This window comes from Pseudomonas sp. AN3A02, from assembly GCF_011765255.1.
Taxonomy (GTDB): Bacteria; Pseudomonadota; Gammaproteobacteria; order Pseudomonadales; family Pseudomonadaceae; genus Aquipseudomonas.
In genome coordinates this window covers 214,406-232,904 of record NZ_JAARNI010000003.1, presented here as the reverse complement: position 1 = coordinate 232,904, position 18,499 = coordinate 214,406, and the positions used below count along the sequence as shown (strand labels likewise).

At 61.3% G+C, this 18,499-nt stretch carries 20 protein-coding genes and 1 other RNA gene; 11 read left to right on the top strand and 10 right to left on the bottom strand.

Annotated features, from left to right (window positions below; translation table 11 throughout):
- Positions 1-24: 24 nt before the first annotated feature.
- The gene (locus HBJ59_RS15580) at positions 25-1,392 is read left to right on the top strand and encodes an inorganic triphosphatase (protein ID WP_167664051.1); all 1,368 of its coding nucleotides are present in this window, start codon (positions 25-27) and stop codon (positions 1,390-1,392) included.
- A gap of 99 nt (positions 1,393-1,491) precedes the next feature.
- On the opposite strand, the gene HBJ59_RS15575 is transcribed toward HBJ59_RS15580, so the two are convergent.
- Entirely contained in the window at positions 1,492-1,962 is a 471-nt protein-coding gene (locus HBJ59_RS15575) for an Lrp/AsnC family transcriptional regulator (RefSeq protein ID WP_010167872.1), read from the bottom strand.
- Positions 1,963-2,089: 127 nt separating this feature from the next.
- Between HBJ59_RS15575 and HBJ59_RS15570 the strand changes: the two genes are divergently transcribed.
- The 7 genes from HBJ59_RS15570 (at position 2,090) to HBJ59_RS15540 (ending at position 8,173) form a co-directional block, all read left to right on the top strand.
- Positions 2,090-2,428, top strand: coding sequence for a hypothetical protein (locus HBJ59_RS15570; protein WP_076013067.1), 339 nt, complete (start codon positions 2,090-2,092; stop codon positions 2,426-2,428).
- 84 nt (positions 2,429-2,512) lie between these two features.
- On the top strand, positions 2,513-4,216 hold the full coding sequence (locus tag HBJ59_RS15565) for a GspE/PulE family protein (protein WP_167664050.1): 1,704 nt from the start codon (positions 2,513-2,515) through the stop codon (positions 4,214-4,216).
- A gap of 59 nt (positions 4,217-4,275) precedes the next feature.
- Entirely contained in the window at positions 4,276-5,196 is a 921-nt protein-coding gene (locus tag HBJ59_RS15560) for an SPFH domain-containing protein (RefSeq protein WP_003213925.1), read from the top strand.
- Positions 5,197-5,206: 10 nt separating this feature from the next.
- Positions 5,207-5,653 carry an NfeD family protein gene (locus HBJ59_RS15555; protein WP_167664049.1) on the top strand — a complete coding sequence of 149 codons (447 nt, stop codon included), beginning with the start codon at positions 5,207-5,209 and terminating at the stop codon, positions 5,651-5,653.
- 69 nt (positions 5,654-5,722) lie between these two features.
- On the top strand, positions 5,723-6,040 hold the full coding sequence (locus HBJ59_RS15550; RefSeq protein WP_010167882.1) for a DUF2388 domain-containing protein: 318 nt from the start codon (positions 5,723-5,725) through the stop codon (positions 6,038-6,040).
- 162 nt (positions 6,041-6,202) lie between these two features.
- Positions 6,203-6,874: an outer membrane protein gene (locus HBJ59_RS15545; RefSeq protein WP_076013070.1), complete on the top strand. Its 672-nt coding sequence runs from the start codon at positions 6,203-6,205 to the stop codon at positions 6,872-6,874.
- Between the two features lie 159 nt (positions 6,875-7,033).
- Entirely contained in the window at positions 7,034-8,173 is a 1,140-nt protein-coding gene (locus HBJ59_RS15540) for a DegT/DnrJ/EryC1/StrS aminotransferase family protein (RefSeq protein ID WP_167664048.1), read from the top strand.
- A gap of 42 nt (positions 8,174-8,215) precedes the next feature.
- Here the strand turns inward: HBJ59_RS15540 and gcvH are convergent, their stop codons facing one another.
- The 9 genes from gcvH to HBJ59_RS15495 all read right to left on the bottom strand — a co-directional run bounded on the left by gcvH (position 8,216) and on the right by HBJ59_RS15495 (position 17,592).
- A complete protein-coding gene (gcvH, locus tag HBJ59_RS15535) occupies positions 8,216-8,599 on the bottom strand; it encodes a glycine cleavage system protein GcvH (RefSeq protein ID WP_017476603.1) in 384 nt (127 codons plus the stop codon).
- A gap of 51 nt (positions 8,600-8,650) precedes the next feature.
- The gene (gene gcvT, locus HBJ59_RS15530; RefSeq protein WP_076013071.1) at positions 8,651-9,733 is read right to left on the bottom strand and encodes a glycine cleavage system aminomethyltransferase GcvT; all 1,083 of its coding nucleotides are present in this window, start codon (positions 9,731-9,733) and stop codon (positions 8,651-8,653) included.
- Positions 9,734-9,889: 156 nt separating this feature from the next.
- Positions 9,890-11,506 (bottom strand): iron ABC transporter permease, encoded by a 1,617-nt coding sequence (locus tag HBJ59_RS15525; protein ID WP_167664047.1) that lies wholly within the window; start codon positions 11,504-11,506, stop codon positions 9,890-9,892.
- A 196-nt stretch (positions 11,507-11,702) separates the two neighbouring features.
- On the bottom strand, positions 11,703-12,707 hold the full coding sequence (locus HBJ59_RS15520) for an extracellular solute-binding protein (protein ID WP_008438892.1): 1,005 nt from the start codon (positions 12,705-12,707) through the stop codon (positions 11,703-11,705).
- A 95-nt stretch (positions 12,708-12,802) separates the two neighbouring features.
- Entirely contained in the window at positions 12,803-14,020 is a 1,218-nt protein-coding gene (locus HBJ59_RS15515; protein ID WP_167664199.1) for a 2-octaprenyl-3-methyl-6-methoxy-1,4-benzoquinol hydroxylase, read from the bottom strand.
- Between the two features lie 9 nt (positions 14,021-14,029).
- Complete coding sequence (locus tag HBJ59_RS15510) at positions 14,030-14,515, bottom strand: DUF4442 domain-containing protein (protein ID WP_167664046.1); 486 nt, start codon at positions 14,513-14,515, stop codon at positions 14,030-14,032.
- Positions 14,508-15,695: a 2-octaprenyl-6-methoxyphenyl hydroxylase gene (ubiH, locus tag HBJ59_RS15505; RefSeq protein WP_167664045.1), complete on the bottom strand. Its 1,188-nt coding sequence runs from the start codon at positions 15,693-15,695 to the stop codon at positions 14,508-14,510. The genes HBJ59_RS15510 and ubiH overlap by 8 nt, the downstream gene beginning before the upstream one ends.
- A complete protein-coding gene (pepP, locus tag HBJ59_RS15500; RefSeq protein WP_167664044.1) occupies positions 15,692-17,014 on the bottom strand; it encodes a Xaa-Pro aminopeptidase in 1,323 nt (440 codons plus the stop codon). Before pepP ends, ubiH begins: the two co-directional genes overlap by 4 nt.
- A 20-nt stretch (positions 17,015-17,034) precedes the next feature.
- Entirely contained in the window at positions 17,035-17,592 is a 558-nt protein-coding gene (locus tag HBJ59_RS15495; RefSeq protein WP_003213952.1) for a YecA family protein, read from the bottom strand.
- Between the two features lie 138 nt (positions 17,593-17,730).
- Between HBJ59_RS15495 and HBJ59_RS15490 the strand changes: the two genes are divergently transcribed.
- From HBJ59_RS15490 to ssrS, 3 genes are all read left to right on the top strand, one after another.
- Positions 17,731-17,940, top strand: coding sequence for a TIGR02449 family protein (locus tag HBJ59_RS15490; RefSeq protein WP_003213954.1), 210 nt, complete (start codon positions 17,731-17,733; stop codon positions 17,938-17,940).
- A complete protein-coding gene (locus HBJ59_RS15485; protein WP_003213956.1) occupies positions 17,937-18,254 on the top strand; it encodes a cell division protein ZapA in 318 nt (105 codons plus the stop codon). Before HBJ59_RS15490 ends, HBJ59_RS15485 begins: the two co-directional genes overlap by 4 nt.
- 30 nt (positions 18,255-18,284) lie before the next feature.
- A non-coding RNA gene (gene ssrS / locus HBJ59_RS15480) (6S RNA) lies at positions 18,285-18,463 on the top strand.
- Positions 18,464-18,499: the final 36 nt, after the last annotated feature.

Sequence of the window (18,499 nt, the reverse complement as noted above, 5' to 3'; positions counted from 1 at the left end):
CTCCCGATCCTGGATTTTCCGGCCATGCAGAAAGAAACCGAAATCAAGCTCCGCGTCAGCCGCGAAACCCTCGCCGCGCTGCGTGAGCACCCGTTACTGAAAAAACGCAACAAAAGTGGCTGGGAACGCCGTGAGTTGATGAACCAGTACTTCGACACCCCGGAACGCGACCTGGCCCAGGCCAAAGTGGCCCTGCGCCTGCGCAAAGACGGCGACGAAGTGATCCAGACCCTCAAGACCCGTGGCCAGAGCGTTGCCGGCTTGTCGGAACGCAATGAGTACAACTGGGACCTGGCCAAAGCCAAGCTCGACGTGAAGAAGCTCGACGGCGAATGCTGGCCAGAGCAACTGGCCGAGCTGGACAAAAAGACCCTCAAGCCGATCTTCACCACCGATTTCGTCCGCGAACGCGCCGAAATTGCCTGGGGCCGCGGCAAGGCCAAGGTGGTGATCGAAGCCGCCCTGGACCTCGGCCACGTGGTCGCCGGCAAGCAGAAAGAAGAAATCTGCGAACTGGAACTGGAACTGCGCGAAGGCGACCCGGCCGCCCTGCTGGAGCTGGCCGCTGAACTGGCCGCAACCCTGGCCCTGATGCCGTGCGATATCAGCAAGGCTGAGCGTGGCTATCGCCTGTTCGACGCCAACAGCTATTCCCTGAGCTTGCCAACGCCGGTGCTGCACGCTGAAATGCCGCTGGACGACGCGTTTGCCGCCGTCATGTGGCACCTGTTGGGCAGCAGCCAGCGCCTGGCCGAGCAATACCGTTTCAATGGCCACTGGCGTCTGCTGCAAGACTGGGTAGAAAACCTCGGCGAACTGCGTGCCCTGCTCGGCAGCCTCGGCCAGGCCGCGCCACGCCAATCCACCAGCGAACTGCGCGCCGCACTGGACGCCTTGCTGGAAGACTGGCGCCCGCTGGTCCAGGCGGGTGACGACGATGAAGACATCCGCAAGGCCGCGCCAGAACAGTTCGCTGAAGAACTGGAAGACGTGCGCTGGGGCCTCTTCTCGCTGACCACTTCCCGCTGGCTGCTGGCCCGTACCTGGGCAGCGGAGCGCAACGTGCGTGGCAATCGCCAGGGCGCTGCACAGCTCGCCAATTGGCTGCCGCGCCTGCTGGCCGACGACGCCGTCGCCCTGCAACTGCCGCGCTACCAGCAACAGCCGGAAGACCTGGCCGAGCAACTGCCGCGTATCGAACGCATCCTGGCCTGGCTGCACCATGCACGCCAAGTGCTGGATATCGCCGAGCTGGACCGTTTGTATGGCGAGCTGAACAAGCTGGCGCACCTGGCCAACCAGCCGATTACCGATGAGTCGCTGGATGCGCGGATGCATCAAGCAATCGCGGTGTATCAGAATCGCGCCTGGAAGACCCTGCTGCGCCTGTAAACCCCTTGTGGCGAGGGAGCTTGCTCCCGCTGGGCTGCGTAGCAGCCCCTAATCCTGGGATCACGCTCCCTCGCCACTAAAATCAGGCCATGACAACTATCAGCGCAACACCGGCAAACTCGTGGTGGACTTGATCTCCGACAAGGCCACTATCGAGTTGACCTCCTGAATCCCCGGCACCATCGAGAGTTTTTCGAAGAAAAACCGCTCATACGCTTCAATGTCCGACGTGACGATACGCAGTAAAAAGTCCACCGCCCCCATCAGCACATAACATTCCAACACTTCCGGAAAACCGCGAATCGCCTCGGTGAATTCAGTGAAGTTGGAACGTCCGTGGGCGTTGAGTTTCACCTCGGCAAAGATCTGCGTGTTGAGGCCGATTTTTTTGCGGTCCAGCAGGGTGACCTGGCCGCGGATCACACCCTCCTCTTTCAGCCGCTGAATCCTGCGCCAGCACGGCGACTGCGACAGGCCGACCTGCTCGGCAATCTGCGCGCTGGAGAGCGAAGCGTCTTCCTGCAACAGCGCCAGGATGCGCCGGTCGTACACGTCCAACTCACTGTGCATAGAAATACCCATTAATCGTACTTTACGGAATTGAATGATTCTCTTATAAGCCAATACGGGCTTTTTTAGATAAGAAATCTCCTGCGCCGCATGTAAAAATTTCTCCAGTCGAATCCGGAGAATCATCATGCACGTCGTCGAATCCGCCAGCCCCGCCCCACGCGTCGATGCCTGGGCCGTCAGCAATGCTCACTGCCAGGCGCACTATCAAATCCTCGCCGAGGCTGAACCCGATGTGTTGTGCAGGGTGCTCAACTATTTTGCCCTGCAGTTCCTGGTTCCTCGCCAGGTGAACGTGCAGCGCGAAGACGACCTGTTGGCGATCGATATCGTGATGGACGGCCTGAGCTGGCATCGGGCCCAAGTGATCGGCGAAAAACTTCGTAACCTGATCAGTGTGTGCTCGCTGGAACTGCAACCGGCTGATACTGCGCGGCCTCTGGCGGTAAAGGCAGCCGGTCAGTAAAAGCCTGCAATAAACCCCGGAAGCCGAAGCGCAACGGGTGACTAGCCTGAGGTCTACGCCTAACCGTTGCCCAGGAACGTCATCATGTCCGTTGCGCCAAACACCCAGGATCGCTGGCTGGAAATCCATCAGTTGTTGCCTGCCCTGATCGACCAGGGCCTGGTGCCTGCCAACCTGATCGTTCCGGCGAACAGCGAGCTGCATCCCCTGGAATGCATTGCCAGCCATGGGCCGTCCCTGGAAATGCTGACCGAATGGCTCGCCCGTCACTGTGGGCAGGCTTACCTGCGTATCGACCCGTTGAAAATCGATGTCGCCGCAGTGGTGCCGCTGATGTCGTACGCCTTTGCCCAGCGGCACAGGATCCTCGCGGTGGCGGTCGATGGCGGCAGCGTTACAGTCGCCAGCGCCCAGCCCTACGTGACCAGCTGGGAATCTGGCCTGGCCCAAGTGTTGAAACGCTCCATCAAGCGCGTGGTGGCCAACCCTGAGGACATTCAACGCTGCACCGTGGAGTTTTATCGGCTGGCGAAATCGGTCAACGGCGCTATTGATCAAAAAACGTCCAGCGCTCCCAACATCGAGCAACTCCTCAACATTGGCGCCAGCGACCAGGAACCCGACGCCAATGACGCGCACATCGTCAATATCGTCGACTGGCTGTTGCAGTACGCCTTCGGCCAACGGGCCAGTGATATCCATATCGAACCCGGTCGCGACCAGGGCCGCGTGCGTTTTCGCATTGATGGGCTGCTGCACGACGTCTATCAATTCCCGTCCCAAGTGACGATGGCAGTGGTCAGCCGCCTGAAAAGTCTCGGGCGGATGAACGTGGCGGAAAAACGCAAACCCCAGGACGGCCGGGTGAAGACCAAAAGCCCGGCGGGCGGTGAAGTGGAACTGCGCCTGTCGACCTTGCCCACGGCCTTCGGCGAAAAGCTGGTGATGCGAATTTTCGATCCTCAGGTGCTGCACAAGGATTTCCAGCAACTGGGGCTCTCCGACGACGACCTGCAACGCTGGCAATCCATGACCGTCCAGGCCAACGGCATCATCCTGGTCACCGGGCCCACCGGTTCGGGCAAGACCAGCACCCTCTACACCACGCTCAAGCAACTGGCCACCCGCGAGGTCAACCTGTGCACCGTCGAAGACCCGATCGAGATGGTCGAGCCGGCCTTCAACCAGATGCAGGTCCAACCCAACATCGACCTGACCTTCGCCAGCGGCATCCGTGCCCTGATGCGCCAGGATCCGGACATCATCATGATCGGCGAGATTCGCGACCTGGAAACCGCAGAAATGGCGATCCAGGCCGCCCTGACCGGGCACCTGGTGCTGTCGACGCTGCACACCAACGATGCACCCGGCGCCATCAGTCGCTTGCTGGAACTGGGCATTCCTCATTACCTGATCAATGCGACATTGCTGGGAGTGATGGCCCAGCGTCTGGTGCGTCTGTTGTGCCCGCACTGCAAGCAGCCTGCCGGGCAGGTCTATCAGGCCGTGGGTTGTGGGGAATGTCGGGAAAGTGGTTATCGAGGACGGGCCGGGATCTACGAGATCATGCTGATGAACGACCGCCTCAAGGCTCTTATCACCCCGGGCACCGACCTCCAGGCCTTGCGCCGCGCGGCCCTTGACCAAGGCATGTGCAGCTTGCGGTCTGCTGGTACGCGCAAGGTAATGGCAGGGCTGACGACGATGGAAGAGGTGCTGCGAGTGACGCCTGGGGATTCAGAAACAAATCCTTTGATTGATGGGCCGGTAAACCGTTCTTATCCGTGACAACACCGTTACAATCGGAAAAACCTCGCTTTACCGCCCACACCAGACAAGGAATCGTTATGCAGATCGGAACCGTACTGCTTCTTTTTGTAGGCTTGGCCGTCGCCATACTGTTCATGGGCTTCAAGGTCGTTCCGCAGGGTTACCAGTGGACGGTCGAGCGCTTCGGCCGCTACACCAACACCCTCAAGCCGGGCCTGAACATCATTATCCCGGTCATGGACCGTATCGGTCGCAAGATCAACGTGATGGAAAGCGTGCTGGATATTCCACCCCAGGAAGTCATCACCGCCGACAACGCCACGGTGCAGATCGACGCCGTGTGCTTCTTCCAGGTGGTCAATACCGCCCAGGCCGCCTACGAGGTGAACAACCTCGAACACGCCATCCGCAACCTGCTGCAAACCAACATCCGTACTGTGCTCGGCTCCATGGAGCTGGATGCAATGCTCAGCCAGCGTGACGGCATCAACGAAAAACTGCTGCGCACCGTCGACGAAGCCACCGCACCGTGGGGCATCAAGATCACCCGGATCGAGATCAAGGACATCAGCCCGCCTGCCGACCTGATGGCCGCCATGTCCGGCCAGATGAAGGCCGAGCGGATCAAGCGTGCACAGATCCTCGAAGCCGAAGGCCTGCGAGCCTCCGCGATCCTGACCGCCGAAGGCAAGAAGCAGGCGCAGATTCTTGAGGCCGAAGGTGGTCGTCAGGCGGCGTTCCTGGAATCCGAAGCCCGTGAGCGTCAGGCCGAAGCTGAAGCCCGCGCCACTCAAGTGGTATCGGAGGCGATCGCCACCGGTAACGTGCAGGCCATCAACTACTTTGTCGCCCAGAAATACATCGACGCACTGGGCAAGCTGGCCTCGGCCAACAACAGCAAGGTGATCCTGATGCCGCTGGAAGCCAGCCAGGTGATTGGCGCCGTCGGTGGTATCGGCGAGATCGTCAAGGCAACCTTCGACAACAAGAAAGCCTGAGGCACGCGCCATGTGGGAATTCCTGCAGCACCTGTCGTTTTGGGACTGGCTGGCACTGGGCACGGTGCTGTTGATCCTTGAAGTGTTCGGTGCCGGCGGTTATCTGCTGTGGATGGGCATCGCCGCGGCAGCCGTGGGCGTGATCAAATTCCTGATCCCGAGCCTGGGCCTCGAATGGCAACTGCTGCTGTTCGCGGTGTTATCGATCCTGACGGCGGTGTACTGGTGGCGACGCCAACGTAGCAGCGCCAAAGTCAGCGACCAGCCAGGGCTGAACATGCGCGGTTCGGAGCTGATCGGCCGCACCTTTGTGGTGCATCAGGCCATTATCGAGGGACGTGGCAAGATCAAGGTTGGGGACGGTGTCTGGATGGCATCCGGGCCTGACGCGCCGGTTGGGGCACACGTACGTGTCACTGGTCAGGAAGGCGTGATTTTGCAGGTTGAAACTGTTTAGTCATCCATGGAACTCGACTGGGCTATCTACAATCAAACTGTTCAGATAACCCAGTCGGAGTCACCCATCATGCGTCTAAAATATGCTGTCGCAACCCTCGCTGTGCTTTCCCTTCCTGTCGGTTCAGCCATGGCCGACAGCTTCTGGCGTAATGTCATCTCATCGGGTGCCACCACCGGCTCGACGTACCTGACCTTCAAGGACCACAAAATGGTGGTCGCCGCCCAGGACGACGCCGGTAGCTTCGTCGCCAGCGACGGCAGCATCCGTGGCCCGTACCTGGAAGCTGCGATGCAGAAGGTGCGCGCTGATAACCCTGGCCTCAAGGCCACGGATATGGACCTGGCCAACGCTATCCTGGCGAAAAACGCCATTGCTTCCGAGTAATACCGCCGCATAAAAAATGCCGCTCTTCGAGAGCGGCATTTTTTTGCCCCGCCTTCCTACACCCGACGCTGACGATTCAGGATTTGATCAGGAAAACTCCTGTCGAGCGGCCCGTCCCCCCAGCAACAAGCTATCGACTCCCTTTTTAGATCAAGTGAATCGATGACCATGCAAAAACTCTCCTGCGCCCTGCTGCTTGCCGCGATCGTCACCCCTTACGCCCAGGCAGAAGGTTGGTACGGGTCGGCAAAGCTCAACAGCGCCCGCCAGAATCTCTCAAGCTCCCTGTTGACCAGCCCACGGGTAACCCACCGGGTAGAAGCGCCAGACAACAGCAAGACATTCACCGGTTCATTTGCCGTGGGTTATGCCTTGGCTGATGGCTGGCGCGTTGAAGGTGAATACACCATGCCCAGCCAATCAAACTACAAATCCCGTTGGGCACCGTTCAATGCCAACGTCAACAGCCTGCAGACCGACAGCCAGCGCTTGATGCTCAACGGTTATAAAAATATCCCGATCAACGAGTGGCTGTCGTTCTACGGCATGGCAGGGGTGGGCCTGGCCCAAATTGACGCCAATGGCTATCAGGCCAACGAAACCCGTCGCTTCGCCAGCCATCGCCAACACAACTTCGCCTACAGCGTGGGCCTGGGGCTGGATGCCAAGGTCAGCAAAACCCTGACCCTGGGCACCGGCTGGCGTTACGTGGACATGGGCAGGATCGAAACCGGCTACAACACGTTCGCAAACCGGATAAATGCCCTGGACGAACAGCTCAAAGGCAAGCTCAAGGAACAGAATGTGTTTCTTGAGGCACGCGTCGCCTTCTGACACCGATGCTGAAAATGCCGCTCCCAAGGCGGCATTTTTGTTTAAGGGGGGACGATTCATTCACAGGCGACAGGCTATATTCAGTCGAGCCGTGCAACCATGCGCGGCATTGATATGCTTTTTTCTCAGCGCCTTTCTGAAACGGATGCCTTCAACGTCATGAGCCAACTGCCCTTTCTGCCGTTCTCCAAGCCCACCATTGATGAAGCCACTATCTCGGCGGTGGGCGACGTACTGCGCTCCGGCTGGATCACCAGCGGGCCGAAAGTGCAGGCGTTCGAAGCGCAGTTGTCGGAATACTTTGGCGGGCGCCCGGTGCGCACCTTCAACTCGGGCACCTGCACCATGGAGATCGCCTTGCGCATCGCCGGAATCGGCCCTGGAGATGAAGTCATCACCACCCCGATTTCGTGGGTCGCCACGGCCAACGTGATTCTGGAAGTCGGCGCCACGCCAGTGTTCGCTGATATCGACCCGGTTACCCGCAATATCGACCTGGCCCAGGTGGAAGCCGCGATCACGCCGCGCACCAAGGCGATCATCCCGGTGTACCTGGCCGGTCTGCCACTGGACATGCCATTGCTCTACGCGCTGGCCAACAAGTACAACCTGCGCATCGTCGAAGACGCCGCCCAGGCCTTGGGCTCCAGCTGGGATGGCCAGCGCATTGGCGCTACCGGCGATTTCGTGTCGTTCAGCTTCCAGGCGAACAAGAACATCACGTCATCCGAAGGCGGCTGCCTGGTGTTGAACAACGCTGAAGAAGCGCGCCTGGCAGAAAAATATCGCCTGCAAGGCGTGACCCGCACCGGCTTCGACGGCCTGGACGTGGATGTACTCGGCGGCAAGTTCAACATGACCGACATCGCAGCGGCCATCGGCTTGGGCCAATTCGCCCATATCGAGAAGATCACTGCCCATCGCCAGGAGCTGGCGCGGCACTATTTCGAATGCTTCGGCAGTGATTTTGAAGAAGAGTACGGCGCGCAATTGCCACCGGCAGACTTCGAAAACAGCAACTGGCACCTGTTCCAACTGGTACTGCCGGAGCGCCAGGACGGGTTGCCGGCACGCGCCACGTTCATGGAGCAGATGCAGGCCCACGGCGTCGGCATTGGCTATCACTACCCGCCGATCCACCTGCTGAGCTTGTACAAGGCGCAGGGGTTCAAGGAAGGCATGTTTCCGGTAGCGGAAAAAGTGGGGCGCTTGATTGTGTCGTTGCCGATGTTCACGGCGATGACGAAGGCGGATGTAGAGCGTTCGGTAGCGGCAGTCAAAGCGGTATTGAAGCGCTGATAAAACCTTAGCGGGAGCCGATTGCCGGCTCCCGCAGCAGGATCACTCGCCGATGGCAGCCTTGTAACCGGCAGCATCCAGCAGCTTGTCCAGCTCAGCCGGGTTGCTTGGCTTGAGCTTGAAGATCCAGGCGCCGTAAGGGTCGGAGTTCAACAGCTCTGGCTCGCCGCTCAAGGCGTCGTTCACCGCGATCACTTCGCCAGCAATTGGCGAGTAGATATCTGAAGCGGCCTTAACCGATTCAACTACACCCGCCTGCTGAGTCGCCTCAAATACGTTGCCGACTTCGGTCAACTCGACGAACACCACATCCCCCAATGCTTCCTGGGCATGGTCCGAGATCCCGACGGTCACGGTGCCGTCAGCTTCCAGACGGGCCCATTCGTGACTTTCGGCAAAACGCAGGTCGGCAGGGATATCGCTCATAGTCTGTGTCCTCAAGAAAAAATGTCAGCGGCCATTGGCCCGCCGGAAAAGTTAAATCAATGTTTTGCCATGACGCACGAAGGTCGGTTTGACCACCCGAACCGGGTACCACTTGCCGCGGATTTCCACCTCGGCCCGGTCAGCAGTCGCCGACGGCACACGCGCCAGGGCAATGGATTTGCTTAGCGTAGGAGAGAAACTACCACTGGTGATCTCTCCTTCGCCAACATTGGCGATACGAACCACCTGATGAGCGCGTAAAACCCCGCGCTCCTCCAGTACCAGGCCGACCAGCTTGGACTTCACGCCCGCAGCCTTTTCGGCTTCCAGGGCGGCGCGGCCGATGAAATCGCGCTCGGCCGGCTCCCAGGCGATGCTCCAGGCCATGTTGGCTGCCAGGGGCGAAACGTCCTGATGAATATCCTGACCGTAGAGGTTCATGCCGGCCTCAAGGCGCAGCGTGTCGCGGGCGCCGAGGCCGATGGGCGAAATACCTGCGCCCACCAGATCGTTGAAAAACGCCGGGGCCTGGTTGGCCGGAAGGACAATTTCCAGGCCGTCTTCACCGGTATAACCGGTGCGTGCAATAAACCAGTCGCCGTCGGCAAAACCTTCAAAGGGCTTGAGCTGGTGAATCAAGGTGGCGCGTGATTGGGTGACCAGTTCGGCGATCTTTTGCCGGGCATGGGGGCCCTGAATAGCGAGCATGGCCAATTCGGGCCGCTCGTGGATCTGGGCCTGAAAGCTGCCGAGCCGGGCCTGCATCCAGGCCATGTCCTGGTCGCGGGTGGCAGCGTTGACCACCAGCCGGTAACCGGTCTCGGTGCGGTACACGATCATGTCGTCCACCACGCCGCCCTGCTCGTTGAGCATGGCGCTGTACAACGCACGGCCGCAGCCGTGCAGTCGGTCAACATCATTGGCCAGCAGATGCTGAAGCCATTCCTTGGCCTGGGGGCCTTTGATATCGATCACGGTCATATGGGATACATCAAACACCCCGCAGTCGCGTCGCACCTGATGGTGTTCCTCAACCTGCGAGCCGTAGTGCAAAGGCATATCCCAACCGCCAAAATCGACCATTTTCGCGCCAAGGGCGAGATGCAGGTCATACAGAGGCGTGCGCTGTCCCATGGGTTTCTCCTTCCGGGCGTGGCGAAGGTGCGGACGGTCGCCGTTCGGGCCGCACGCCTTGAAATACAAGGCCTGTAGCCGCGTTCAGCAACCCGACCTGAAAGATCGACCGCACCGAATGCCGCGCATTGTAGCCTCATGCCGTAGGACTGGCACCTAACCGATTCGTCTCGCCGAACGTCGGATCAACCCGATGACCGGTAACAGGCCCACCAACACCAGGGTCAAGGCCGGCAGCGAAGCCCGCGCCCACTCCCCTTCACTGGTCATCTCGAAAATCCGGACCGCCAGTGTGTCCCAGCCGAACGGGCGCATCAGCAGGGTGGCGGGCATTTCCTTGAGCACATCGACAAACACCAGCAACGCCGCGCTCAGGGTGCCCGGCAGCAAAAGCGGCAGATACACTTTGCAAAACAGTCGCGGCCCGCTGACGCCCAGGCTGCGGGCGGCTTCCGGCAAGGACGGGCGGATTCGCGCCAGGCTGTTTTCCAGCGGCCCGTAGGCCACCGCAATGAAGCGCACCAGATACGCCAGCAGCAAGGCCGACAAACTGCCCAGTAACAGCGGTTTGCCGGCGCCCCCCAGCCAGCCTGATACCGGGATCACCAACTCACGATCCAGGTAGCTGAACGCCAACATGATCGACACCGCCAGCACCGAGCCCGGCAGCGCGTAACCCACGTTGGCCAGGCTGATGCCGGAGCGGATGGCCCGAGTGGGCGCCAAACGATGGGCGAACGCCAGCACCAGGGCCACGCTGACGGTGATCAGGGCCGCCATACCACCGAGGTAGAGGGTATGGACGATCAAGCCGGCGTAGCGCTCGTCCAGATCGAAGCGACCCCGCTGCCAGAACCAAGCCACCAGTTGCAGCATCGGAATCACGAACGCGCAGGCGAATACCAAGCCGCACCAACCGCTGGCCAACGCCGCCTTGAACCCGCGCAGGTGGTACAGCGCCTTGCCGCGAGGTCGCTCGTTGCTGGGTCGGCTGGCACCCCGGGCACGGCGCTCGCCGTACAGCACCAGCATCACCACCAGCAGCAACAGGCTGGCCAGTTGCGCAGCACTGGAGAGGCTGAAAAAGCCGTACCAGGTCTTGTAGATGGCGGTGGTAAAGGTGTCGAAGTTGAACACCGAGACGGCGCCAAAATCTGCCAACGTCTCCATCAGCGCCAAGGCCACACCCGCACCGATGGCCGGGCGCGCCATGGGCAGGGCCACACGCCAGAACGCTTGCCACGGTGACTGCCCCAATACCCGCGCCGCTTCCATCAGGCCTTTGCCCTGGGCGAGAAACGCGGTGCGCGCCAACAGGTAGACGTAGGGATAGAACACCAGCATTAGCACGATGATCACGCCGCTGGTGGACCGTACGCGAGGCAGGCGCAACCCCGTGCCGAACCATTCGCGCAGCAGGGTTTGCACCGGACCGGAGAAGTCCAGCAAGCCAACGAAGACGAAGGCGAGCACATAGGCAGGAATCGCGAAAGGCAGCATCAACGCCCAGTCCAGCCAGCGCCGGCCGGGGAATTCGCAGAGGCTGGTCAGCCAGGCCAGGCTGACACCCAGCAGCGTAACGCCCACACCGACGCCCAGCACCAGGGTCAAGGTGTTGCCCAGCAGGCGTGGCATCTGGGTTTCCCACAGGTGGGACCAGATCTGGTGATCGATGCTCTGCCACGACAGCAACAGCACGCTCAGCGGCAGCAGCACCAGGGCGGCGACGGTGAAGACCGGCAGGTACCAGCGGCGTTGGGCGGGATGGGCCAAAGGTTAATTCTCAGAGAATGAATAGCTTGAAGCCACCGCTAACCAATGTGGGAGCGGCTTGTGTGGGAGCGGGCTTGCTCGCGAAAGCGGCGTGTCAGTCAACGCACAGGTGACTGATACACCGTCTTCGCGAGCAAGCCCGCTCCCACACAAGCCCGCTCCCACATTTAGATCGGCGGTGCCTTACAAATTGTATCTAGTTCCAGCCAGCCCGATCCATCAAGCGAATCGCCTCGGCCTGACGCTTGCCCGCCACTTCCACCGGCAACGTATCGGCCACAAACTTGCCCCAGGTCGCGACTTCAGCCGACGGCGGCACGGCCGGGTTGGCCGGGAATTCCTGGTTCACATCCGCAAAAATCTTCTGCGCTTCCGGTGTAGTCATCCATTCAACCAGCGCCTTGGCCGCTTCCGGGTGCGGTGCATGCTTGGTCAAGCCGATGCCCGACAGGTTGACGTGCACCCCACGGTCGCCCTGGTTGGGCCAGAACAGTTTCACCGCCAGGTCCGGCTTCTGCTTGTGCAGGCGGCCGTAGTAATAGGTGTTGACGATACCGACGTCGCACTGCCCGGCATTGATCGCCTCGAGCACGGCGATGTCATCGGAGAACACGTCGGTGGACAGGTTGTTGACCCAACCCTTGACGATTTCTTCGGTCTTGGCCGCGCCGTGGGTTTCGATCAGGGTGGCGGTCAGCGACTGGTTGTAGACCTTCTTCGCAGTGCGCAGGCACAGGCGGCCTTCCCATTGCTTGTCGGCCAGCGCCTCGTAGGTGGTCAGGTCGCCCGGCTTCACGCGATCCGTCGAGTAGGCGATGGTCCGCGCGCGCAGGCTCAAGCCGGTCCAGGCATGGGCCGAAGAGCGGTATTGAAGGGGGATATTCTTGTCGATCACCGCAGAGGTGAACGGTTGCAGGATGCCCATCTGCTCGGCCTGCCAGAGGTTGCCGGCATCGACGGTGAGCAGCAGGTCGGCGGTGGCGTTTTCACCTTCGGCCTTGATGCGCTGCATCAGCGGCGCTTCCTTGTCGGTGATGAACTTCACCTGCACGCCGGTCTTTTTGGTGTAGGCGTCGAACACCGGCTTGATCAATTCGTCGATGCGCGAGGAGTAGACCACGACCTCATCGGCCGCCTGCACGGTGGTGCTGCCGATCAGGGTGAGTGCCAGGGCAGTCAGGAGGCGCTTGGGTGCCAACATGGGTGCGGTCTCTCATTTGCGAAAAGAGGGCAAATGATAAGGACTCACATTTGGTAACGCTCGACGGAGCCGTTACCAAATGTTGCGCAGCCCCCTCAGGCCTTGGCCAGCTCCGGCAAATCGCCGGACAAGCCCAAGGCCTGACGCACAAACAACGCTTTGGCCTCCGGCATCTGCTCAACCACCTTCAGCCCGGCATTACGCAGCCAGCGCAGCGGCAGTTGATCAGCCTGGAACAACCGCTCGAAGCCTTCCATCGCCGCCATCAGTGCCAGGTTGTGCGGCATGCGCCGGCGCTCGTAACGGCTGAGCACCTTCGCATCCGCCAGGCGCTCACCGCGCTCGTTGGCGGCCAACAACACCTCGGCCAGCACCGCCGCATCGAGGAAGCCCAGGTTCACGCCCTGCCCCGCCAACGGATGAATGACGTGGGCCGCATCGCCAATCAATGCCAGGCCCTCGGCGACGTAACGCTTGGCATGGCGCTGGCGCAACGGCACGCACACCCGTGGATCGGCGCTTACCACGGTGCCCAGGCGTCCTTCGAAGGCGAGTTCCAGCTCACGGCAGAAGCTTTCATCGTCCAGCGCCATCAAGCGCTCGGACTCACTCGGGGTGGTCGACCAGACGATCGAACACCAGTCTTCCTGCCCATCGCGCACCAGCGGCAAAAACGCCAGCGGGCCGTTGTCGGTAAAACGTTGCCATGCCGTGCGCTGATGCGACTGACTGCTGCGCACACTGGTGACGATGGCGTTGTGCAAATAATCCCACTCACGGGTGGCGGTGCCGGTCAGACGGCGCACGGCCGAGTTGGCGCCGTCCGCCGCGACCACCAGCGGCGCGCGCAAGGTGCGGCCATCAGCCAGGGTCAGCAGCCAGTCATCGCCGGAGCGGCGCATCTGTTCCAGGCGCGCGTTGGCCAGCAACCCGAGGTCGCAGTCGTGCAGGCGATCGAGCAAGGCGTCCTGAACCACACGGTTTTCGACGATATGCCCAAGCACCTCGGCATGCACACTGGCTGCCGAGAAGTGAATCTGCCCGGTGCCGCTGCCGTCCCACACCTGCATCTCGCCATAAGGGCTGGCACGTCGCTCGACAATGCCGTCCCACACGCCGAGGCGTTCGAGGATGCGTTGGCTGGCGGCCGACAGGGCGCTCACCCGCGGCTCGAACGCGGCGTCCGGGTCGAACGGTTTGACGCTCAGCGGGCTGCCGTCCAGCAGCAGCACCTGCAGGCCACTGCCCTGCAACGCCAGCGCCAGGGCGCTTCCGACCATTCCGGCCCCGACAATCAGCACATCTGCGCGCATGTCCATGCTTTAAGCCTGTCTCGCTTGCGGCTTGCGCCGCACGTAAAGGGTTTTGTCGACCCGCGCCACCAGGGTGCCGGAGCCGTCATGAATCTGCACCTTGAGCTGCGGCAGGTACTTCTCGCCGCCGGCGGTGTGCTGGCGAATCTCGTCCAGCAACGCCTGGTCGATGGAAAATTCGGCAAACACAGGGCCTTTGCCCGGGGAGATGAAATCGATGGCCGCAGCCTTGTCCCAGACAATGTAGTCGCGCCCCAGGTTCTCCATCAGCATCAGCATGTAGAACGGGTCGACCATCGAATACAGGCTGCCGCCAAACTGCGTGCCGACGTAATTGCGGTTGTACCAGCCCAGGCCCATGCGCACCTTGACCTCGCGAAAATCGCTGCCGATGTGCAATACCCGAACTCCGGCCCCGAGGTACGGCGGGTACAGGGTCATGATCCAGCGCAACAGCCGCGCCTTGCCCAAGCGTTGGGTCAGCCACTCACGCATCGGGACGGGTACCCAGGCCCATGGCCTGACGCGCAAACCAGCGCTTGGCCGGCGGCAGCAGGTCCAGACCCAGCAACCCCATGTTGCGGCCCAGCGCTACCAACGGTTGCGCACTGCCAAACAGGCGGGTGACTTGGTCGGAAAAACCGACAGTGAGTTTCTGGTCCATGCGCTGGCGCTCGCGATATGCCTGTAAGGTCGCCAGGTCGCCCGGGATCTCAGGCCCGGCCAGCAGCGCCTCGGCCAACGCGTAGGCATCCCGCAGGGACAGGTTGAAGCCCTGACCGGCAATCGGGTGCAGGCTGTGGGCGGCATTGCCGAGCACTGCCAGATGGGAGCGCACTTGTTCTTCCGCCTCCACGAGGGCCAACGGGTACAAGTGGCGCGCACCGACTTGCTTGAGGGTGCCCAGGCGGTAGCCGAACACACCCTGCAATTCACTGAGGAAGCTGCGATCGTCCAGCTCGGCCAGGCGCTGGGCGTCCATGCCGATGCGGGTCCAGACCAGCGCGCAACGGTTGTCCGGTAGCGGCAGCAAGGCCATCGGCCCTTCGTCGGTGAACCGCTCGAACGCCTCGCCGTTGTGGGCCTCGCTTGGGGTGATGTTGGCGATCAGCGCACTCTGGTTATACGGCCGCTTTTTGACGCCGATGCCCAGTTGCTCGCGCAAGCCGGAGCGGCCGCCATCGGCCAGCACCGCGAGGTCGCACTCCAGCACGGTTTCGTCATTGAGGGTCAGGCGGTAGCCATCGGCAAGCGGCTCCATGCGGGTGACTTCCGCCGGGCAACGCCAGCTGACGACTTCCTTGTCCAGGCCTTGCCACAGGCATTGGCCGAGCCAGACGTTTTCCACCACGTAGCCGAGGGCGGGCACGCCTTCTTCCATGGCCGACAGGCGCGCAGTGGAGAAACGGCCACGGTCCGACACATGAATCTGCTTGATCGGCTCGGCGCGACGGGAGATTTCCTGCCAGACACCCAACCGTTGATAAATCTGCCGAGCGCCAAAGGACAGCGCTGAAGAACGCGCGTCATAACTCGGCTGGTAACTGTCGCCAGGCGCAAACGACTCGATCAGCACGATCTTCCAGCCACGGGCCTTGGCCCCGGCCTGCAACGCCAACGCGAGGCTGGCGCCCACCAGGCCGCCGCCGATAATCGCTAGGTTGACCCGACTCATCGGGCACCCGCCATCAGCGCTTCGATCTCGCCGACGGACTTGGGCACGCCACCGGTCAGAATTTCACAGCCTTGCTTGGTCACCACCACGTCGTCCTCGATGCGTACGCCAATGCCACGCCATTTCTTCGCCACGTTCTGGTTGTCCGGGGAAATGTAGATCCCCGGCTCCACGGTCAGCGCCATGCCGACTTCCAGCACCCGCCACTCGCCGCCTACCTTGTACTCGCCCACATCGTGCACATCCATCCCCAGCCAGTGGCCAGCGCGGTGCATGTAGAAGGCTTTATAGGCTTCGCTGGCGATCAGCTCGTCGACGTCACCCTGCAACAATCCCAGCTTCACCAGCCCGGCGGTGATCACTTGCACCGTCGCCTCATGGGCCTGGTTCCAATGCTTGTTCGGGGCGATTTCGGCAAAGGCAGCTTCCTGGGAAGCCAGCACGATTTCGTAAATCGCCTTTTGCTCAGCCGAAAACTTGCCGCTCACCGGCCAGGTGCGGGTGATGTCGCTGGCGTAGCAGTCGATCTCGCAACCGGCGTCAATCAGCACCAGGTCGCCATCCTTGAGCACCGCGTCATTCTGCTGGTAATGCAGGATGCAGCTGTTGCGCCCCGAGGCGACGATGGAGCCATAGGCCGGCATCTTCGCCCCGCCCTTGCGAAACTCGTAGTCGAGCTCCGCCTCGAGGCTGAACTCATACAACCCGGCGCGGCTGGCCTGCATGGCCCGCACATGGGCCGCGCAGGAAATCCGCGCGGCCTCGCGCATCACCTTCACTTCTGCCGCCGATTTATACAGGCGCATGTCGTGAAGCAGATGATCCAGGGCAACAAATTCATTCGGCGGCTGGGCGCCGAGGTGCGCTTTAGAGCGGATCACGTTGATCCACTCCATCAGGTGCCGGTCGAATTCGGCATTGCTGCCCATCGCCGAATACACCCGGTCACGGCCTTCGATCAGGCCGGGCAGGATGTCGTCGATATCGGTAATCGGGAAAGCGTCATCAGCACCGAATTCGCGGATCGCGCCTTCGGTGCCCGCTCGCAGGCCGTCCCACAATTCCCGCTCGGCATTGCGTTCACGGCAGAACAGCACGTACTCGCCGTGCTGGCGGCCGGGCATCAGCACGATCACCGCTTCCGGTTCGGGGAAGCCGCTCAGGTACTGGAAGTCGCTGTCCTGACGGTAGACGTGCTCGACGTCACGGTTGCGGATGGCCACCGCAGCCGCCGGCAGGATGGCGATGCTGTTGGGTTCCATCTGCGCCATGAGCGCCTTGCGGCGCCGGGTGTATTCCGCTTTGGGGATATGGATCATGGGCAGATGGGCTTCCTTTCTTAGTGCAGCGACGGCTTGGGTGCAGCGGGCTCAGCCGATTTACGGGTCTCGGTGAACAGCAGCAGCGGCGCGACGCGCAGGTATTCCATGACTTCCATGTAGTCGCTTTCACCGTCTTCGGATTCTTCCAGGGCGTCTTGCACCTGGGAGATGGCGGCCAGGTCTTGCAGCACTTCCTGGGCATCGGTGCTCAGGTCCAGGCCGCCGGCGTTCACGCCAAAACCGTGGAGGAAGCCTTGGCACCATTGGCCCAGCGCGGCGGCGCGCTCGGTGAGCGGCGCGTCATCGGTCGGCAGCAGCAACACGACGGTGACGTCATCACCGGTCAGTTCGCCTTTGACCATCTCTTGCAAGCCGATGAGGGCGTTGCGCACGTTTTCGGTGGGCTCGGTTTCCAGCAGCTCGGCGACGTCGGCCAGCCAGTTGTCGGCATCAAAGCCGACACCGGTGCAACTGCGGCCCAGCAGCACGCCGTGCAGCTCGGCAGGCGAGCAAGGATGACCGCTGGAGCTCAGCAGTTTGGAAAAAGCATCGTACGGGGAATTCTGAATGGGCATGGTGAGCTAGGCGCCAGGCGGCGCAATGTCTAGAATGAAGCGCTGTATCCTAGCATCGGCAGACGTACCAAGACTATCGAGGGCGTCAGATCGTTTATCCAGCAGTTGCCATTCATCAGACAAATCCAGTGGAACCCAATGGAAGACACCGACCTGCAAGCGCTGATGGCCAGACTCGAGCTGCTAATTAACCGGGTCGAGCAACTTAAGAGCCAAAACGGACTCCTATTAGCTCAGGAAAAGACCTGGCGCGAGGAACGCGCTCACCTCATTGAAAAAAACGAAATCGCCCGGCGTAAGGTCGAATCGATGATTTCGCGCCTGAAGGCCCTGGAGCAAGACTCATGAGTTCAAGCAATAGCGTCACCGTGCAGATTCTCGACAAAGAATATTCGATCATCTGCCCACAGGAAGAACGCAGCAACCTGGTGAGCGCTGCCCGCTACCTGGACGGCAAGATGCGTGAAATCCGCAGCAGCGGCAAAGTCATCGGCGCCGATCGCATCGCGGTGATGGCCGCACTGAACATTACCCACGATTTGCTGCATAAGCAGGAACGGCCTGACGTGCAGGCCAGCGGCTCGACGCGCGAGCAAGTGCGCGACCTGCTGGAGCGGGTTGATCTGGTACTTTCTACCGATCCAGAGCCACCCAAGGGCTGATTGCGGCGTCGGTTTCGGGTATACTCGCCCCACTCCCTGGCGTGCTTGCCAGTCGGCGATGTCCCGGAGCCGATTCGCACTACCCTGGAAGTTGCACGTTGGGCTGGTGTGCATGTCCGCTAGACGGAAAGCCTTAAAGCCTACTGCTTCTTCCACCTTGAACTTTCGGGTTCAAGGGCTTAGTCGACAGCGGTTCTGTCGGGGAGCCTGATTCCCAAATCCAATGCCAGTCTTAGGACTGGCAT

What these genes read in the sequence shown, in the direction of transcription:
- gcvH (WP_017476603.1), bottom strand. Translation starts at nt 8,599, where the DNA reads ATGAGCGATATCCCTGCCGACCTGCGTTTTGCCGAAAGTCACGAATGG.
- HBJ59_RS15540 (WP_167664048.1), top strand. Translation starts at nt 7,034, where the DNA reads ATGAGCCAACTGCCCTTTCTGCCGTTCTCCAAGCCCACCATTGATGAA.
- ubiH (WP_167664045.1), bottom strand. Translation starts at nt 15,695, where the DNA reads ATGAGTCGGGTCAACCTAGCGATTATCGGCGGCGGCCTGGTGGGCGCC.
- HBJ59_RS15580 (WP_167664051.1), top strand. Translation starts at nt 25, where the DNA reads ATGCAGAAAGAAACCGAAATCAAGCTCCGCGTCAGCCGCGAAACCCTC.
- HBJ59_RS15565 (WP_167664050.1), top strand. Translation starts at nt 2,513, where the DNA reads ATGTCCGTTGCGCCAAACACCCAGGATCGCTGGCTGGAAATCCATCAG.
- HBJ59_RS15575 (WP_010167872.1), bottom strand. Translation starts at nt 1,962, where the DNA reads ATGCACAGTGAGTTGGACGTGTACGACCGGCGCATCCTGGCGCTGTTG.
- pepP (WP_167664044.1), bottom strand. Translation starts at nt 17,014, where the DNA reads ATGATCCATATCCCCAAAGCGGAATACACCCGGCGCCGCAAGGCGCTC.
- HBJ59_RS15495 (WP_003213952.1), bottom strand. Translation starts at nt 17,592, where the DNA reads ATGCCCATTCAGAATTCCCCGTACGATGCTTTTTCCAAACTGCTGAGC.
- HBJ59_RS15490 (WP_003213954.1), top strand. Translation starts at nt 17,731, where the DNA reads ATGGAAGACACCGACCTGCAAGCGCTGATGGCCAGACTCGAGCTGCTA.
- HBJ59_RS15520 (WP_008438892.1), bottom strand. Translation starts at nt 12,707, where the DNA reads ATGTTGGCACCCAAGCGCCTCCTGACTGCCCTGGCACTCACCCTGATC.
- HBJ59_RS15560 (WP_003213925.1), top strand. Translation starts at nt 4,276, where the DNA reads ATGCAGATCGGAACCGTACTGCTTCTTTTTGTAGGCTTGGCCGTCGCC.
- gcvT (WP_076013071.1), bottom strand. Translation starts at nt 9,733, where the DNA reads ATGGGACAGCGCACGCCTCTGTATGACCTGCATCTCGCCCTTGGCGCG.
- HBJ59_RS15510 (WP_167664046.1), bottom strand. Translation starts at nt 14,515, where the DNA reads ATGCGTGAGTGGCTGACCCAACGCTTGGGCAAGGCGCGGCTGTTGCGC.
- HBJ59_RS15555 (WP_167664049.1), top strand. Translation starts at nt 5,207, where the DNA reads ATGTGGGAATTCCTGCAGCACCTGTCGTTTTGGGACTGGCTGGCACTG.
- HBJ59_RS15545 (WP_076013070.1), top strand. Translation starts at nt 6,203, where the DNA reads ATGACCATGCAAAAACTCTCCTGCGCCCTGCTGCTTGCCGCGATCGTC.
- HBJ59_RS15570 (WP_076013067.1), top strand. Translation starts at nt 2,090, where the DNA reads ATGCACGTCGTCGAATCCGCCAGCCCCGCCCCACGCGTCGATGCCTGG.
- HBJ59_RS15515 (WP_167664199.1), bottom strand. Translation starts at nt 14,020, where the DNA reads ATGCGCGCAGATGTGCTGATTGTCGGGGCCGGAATGGTCGGAAGCGCC.
- HBJ59_RS15550 (WP_010167882.1), top strand. Translation starts at nt 5,723, where the DNA reads ATGCGTCTAAAATATGCTGTCGCAACCCTCGCTGTGCTTTCCCTTCCT.
- HBJ59_RS15485 (WP_003213956.1), top strand. Translation starts at nt 17,937, where the DNA reads ATGAGTTCAAGCAATAGCGTCACCGTGCAGATTCTCGACAAAGAATAT.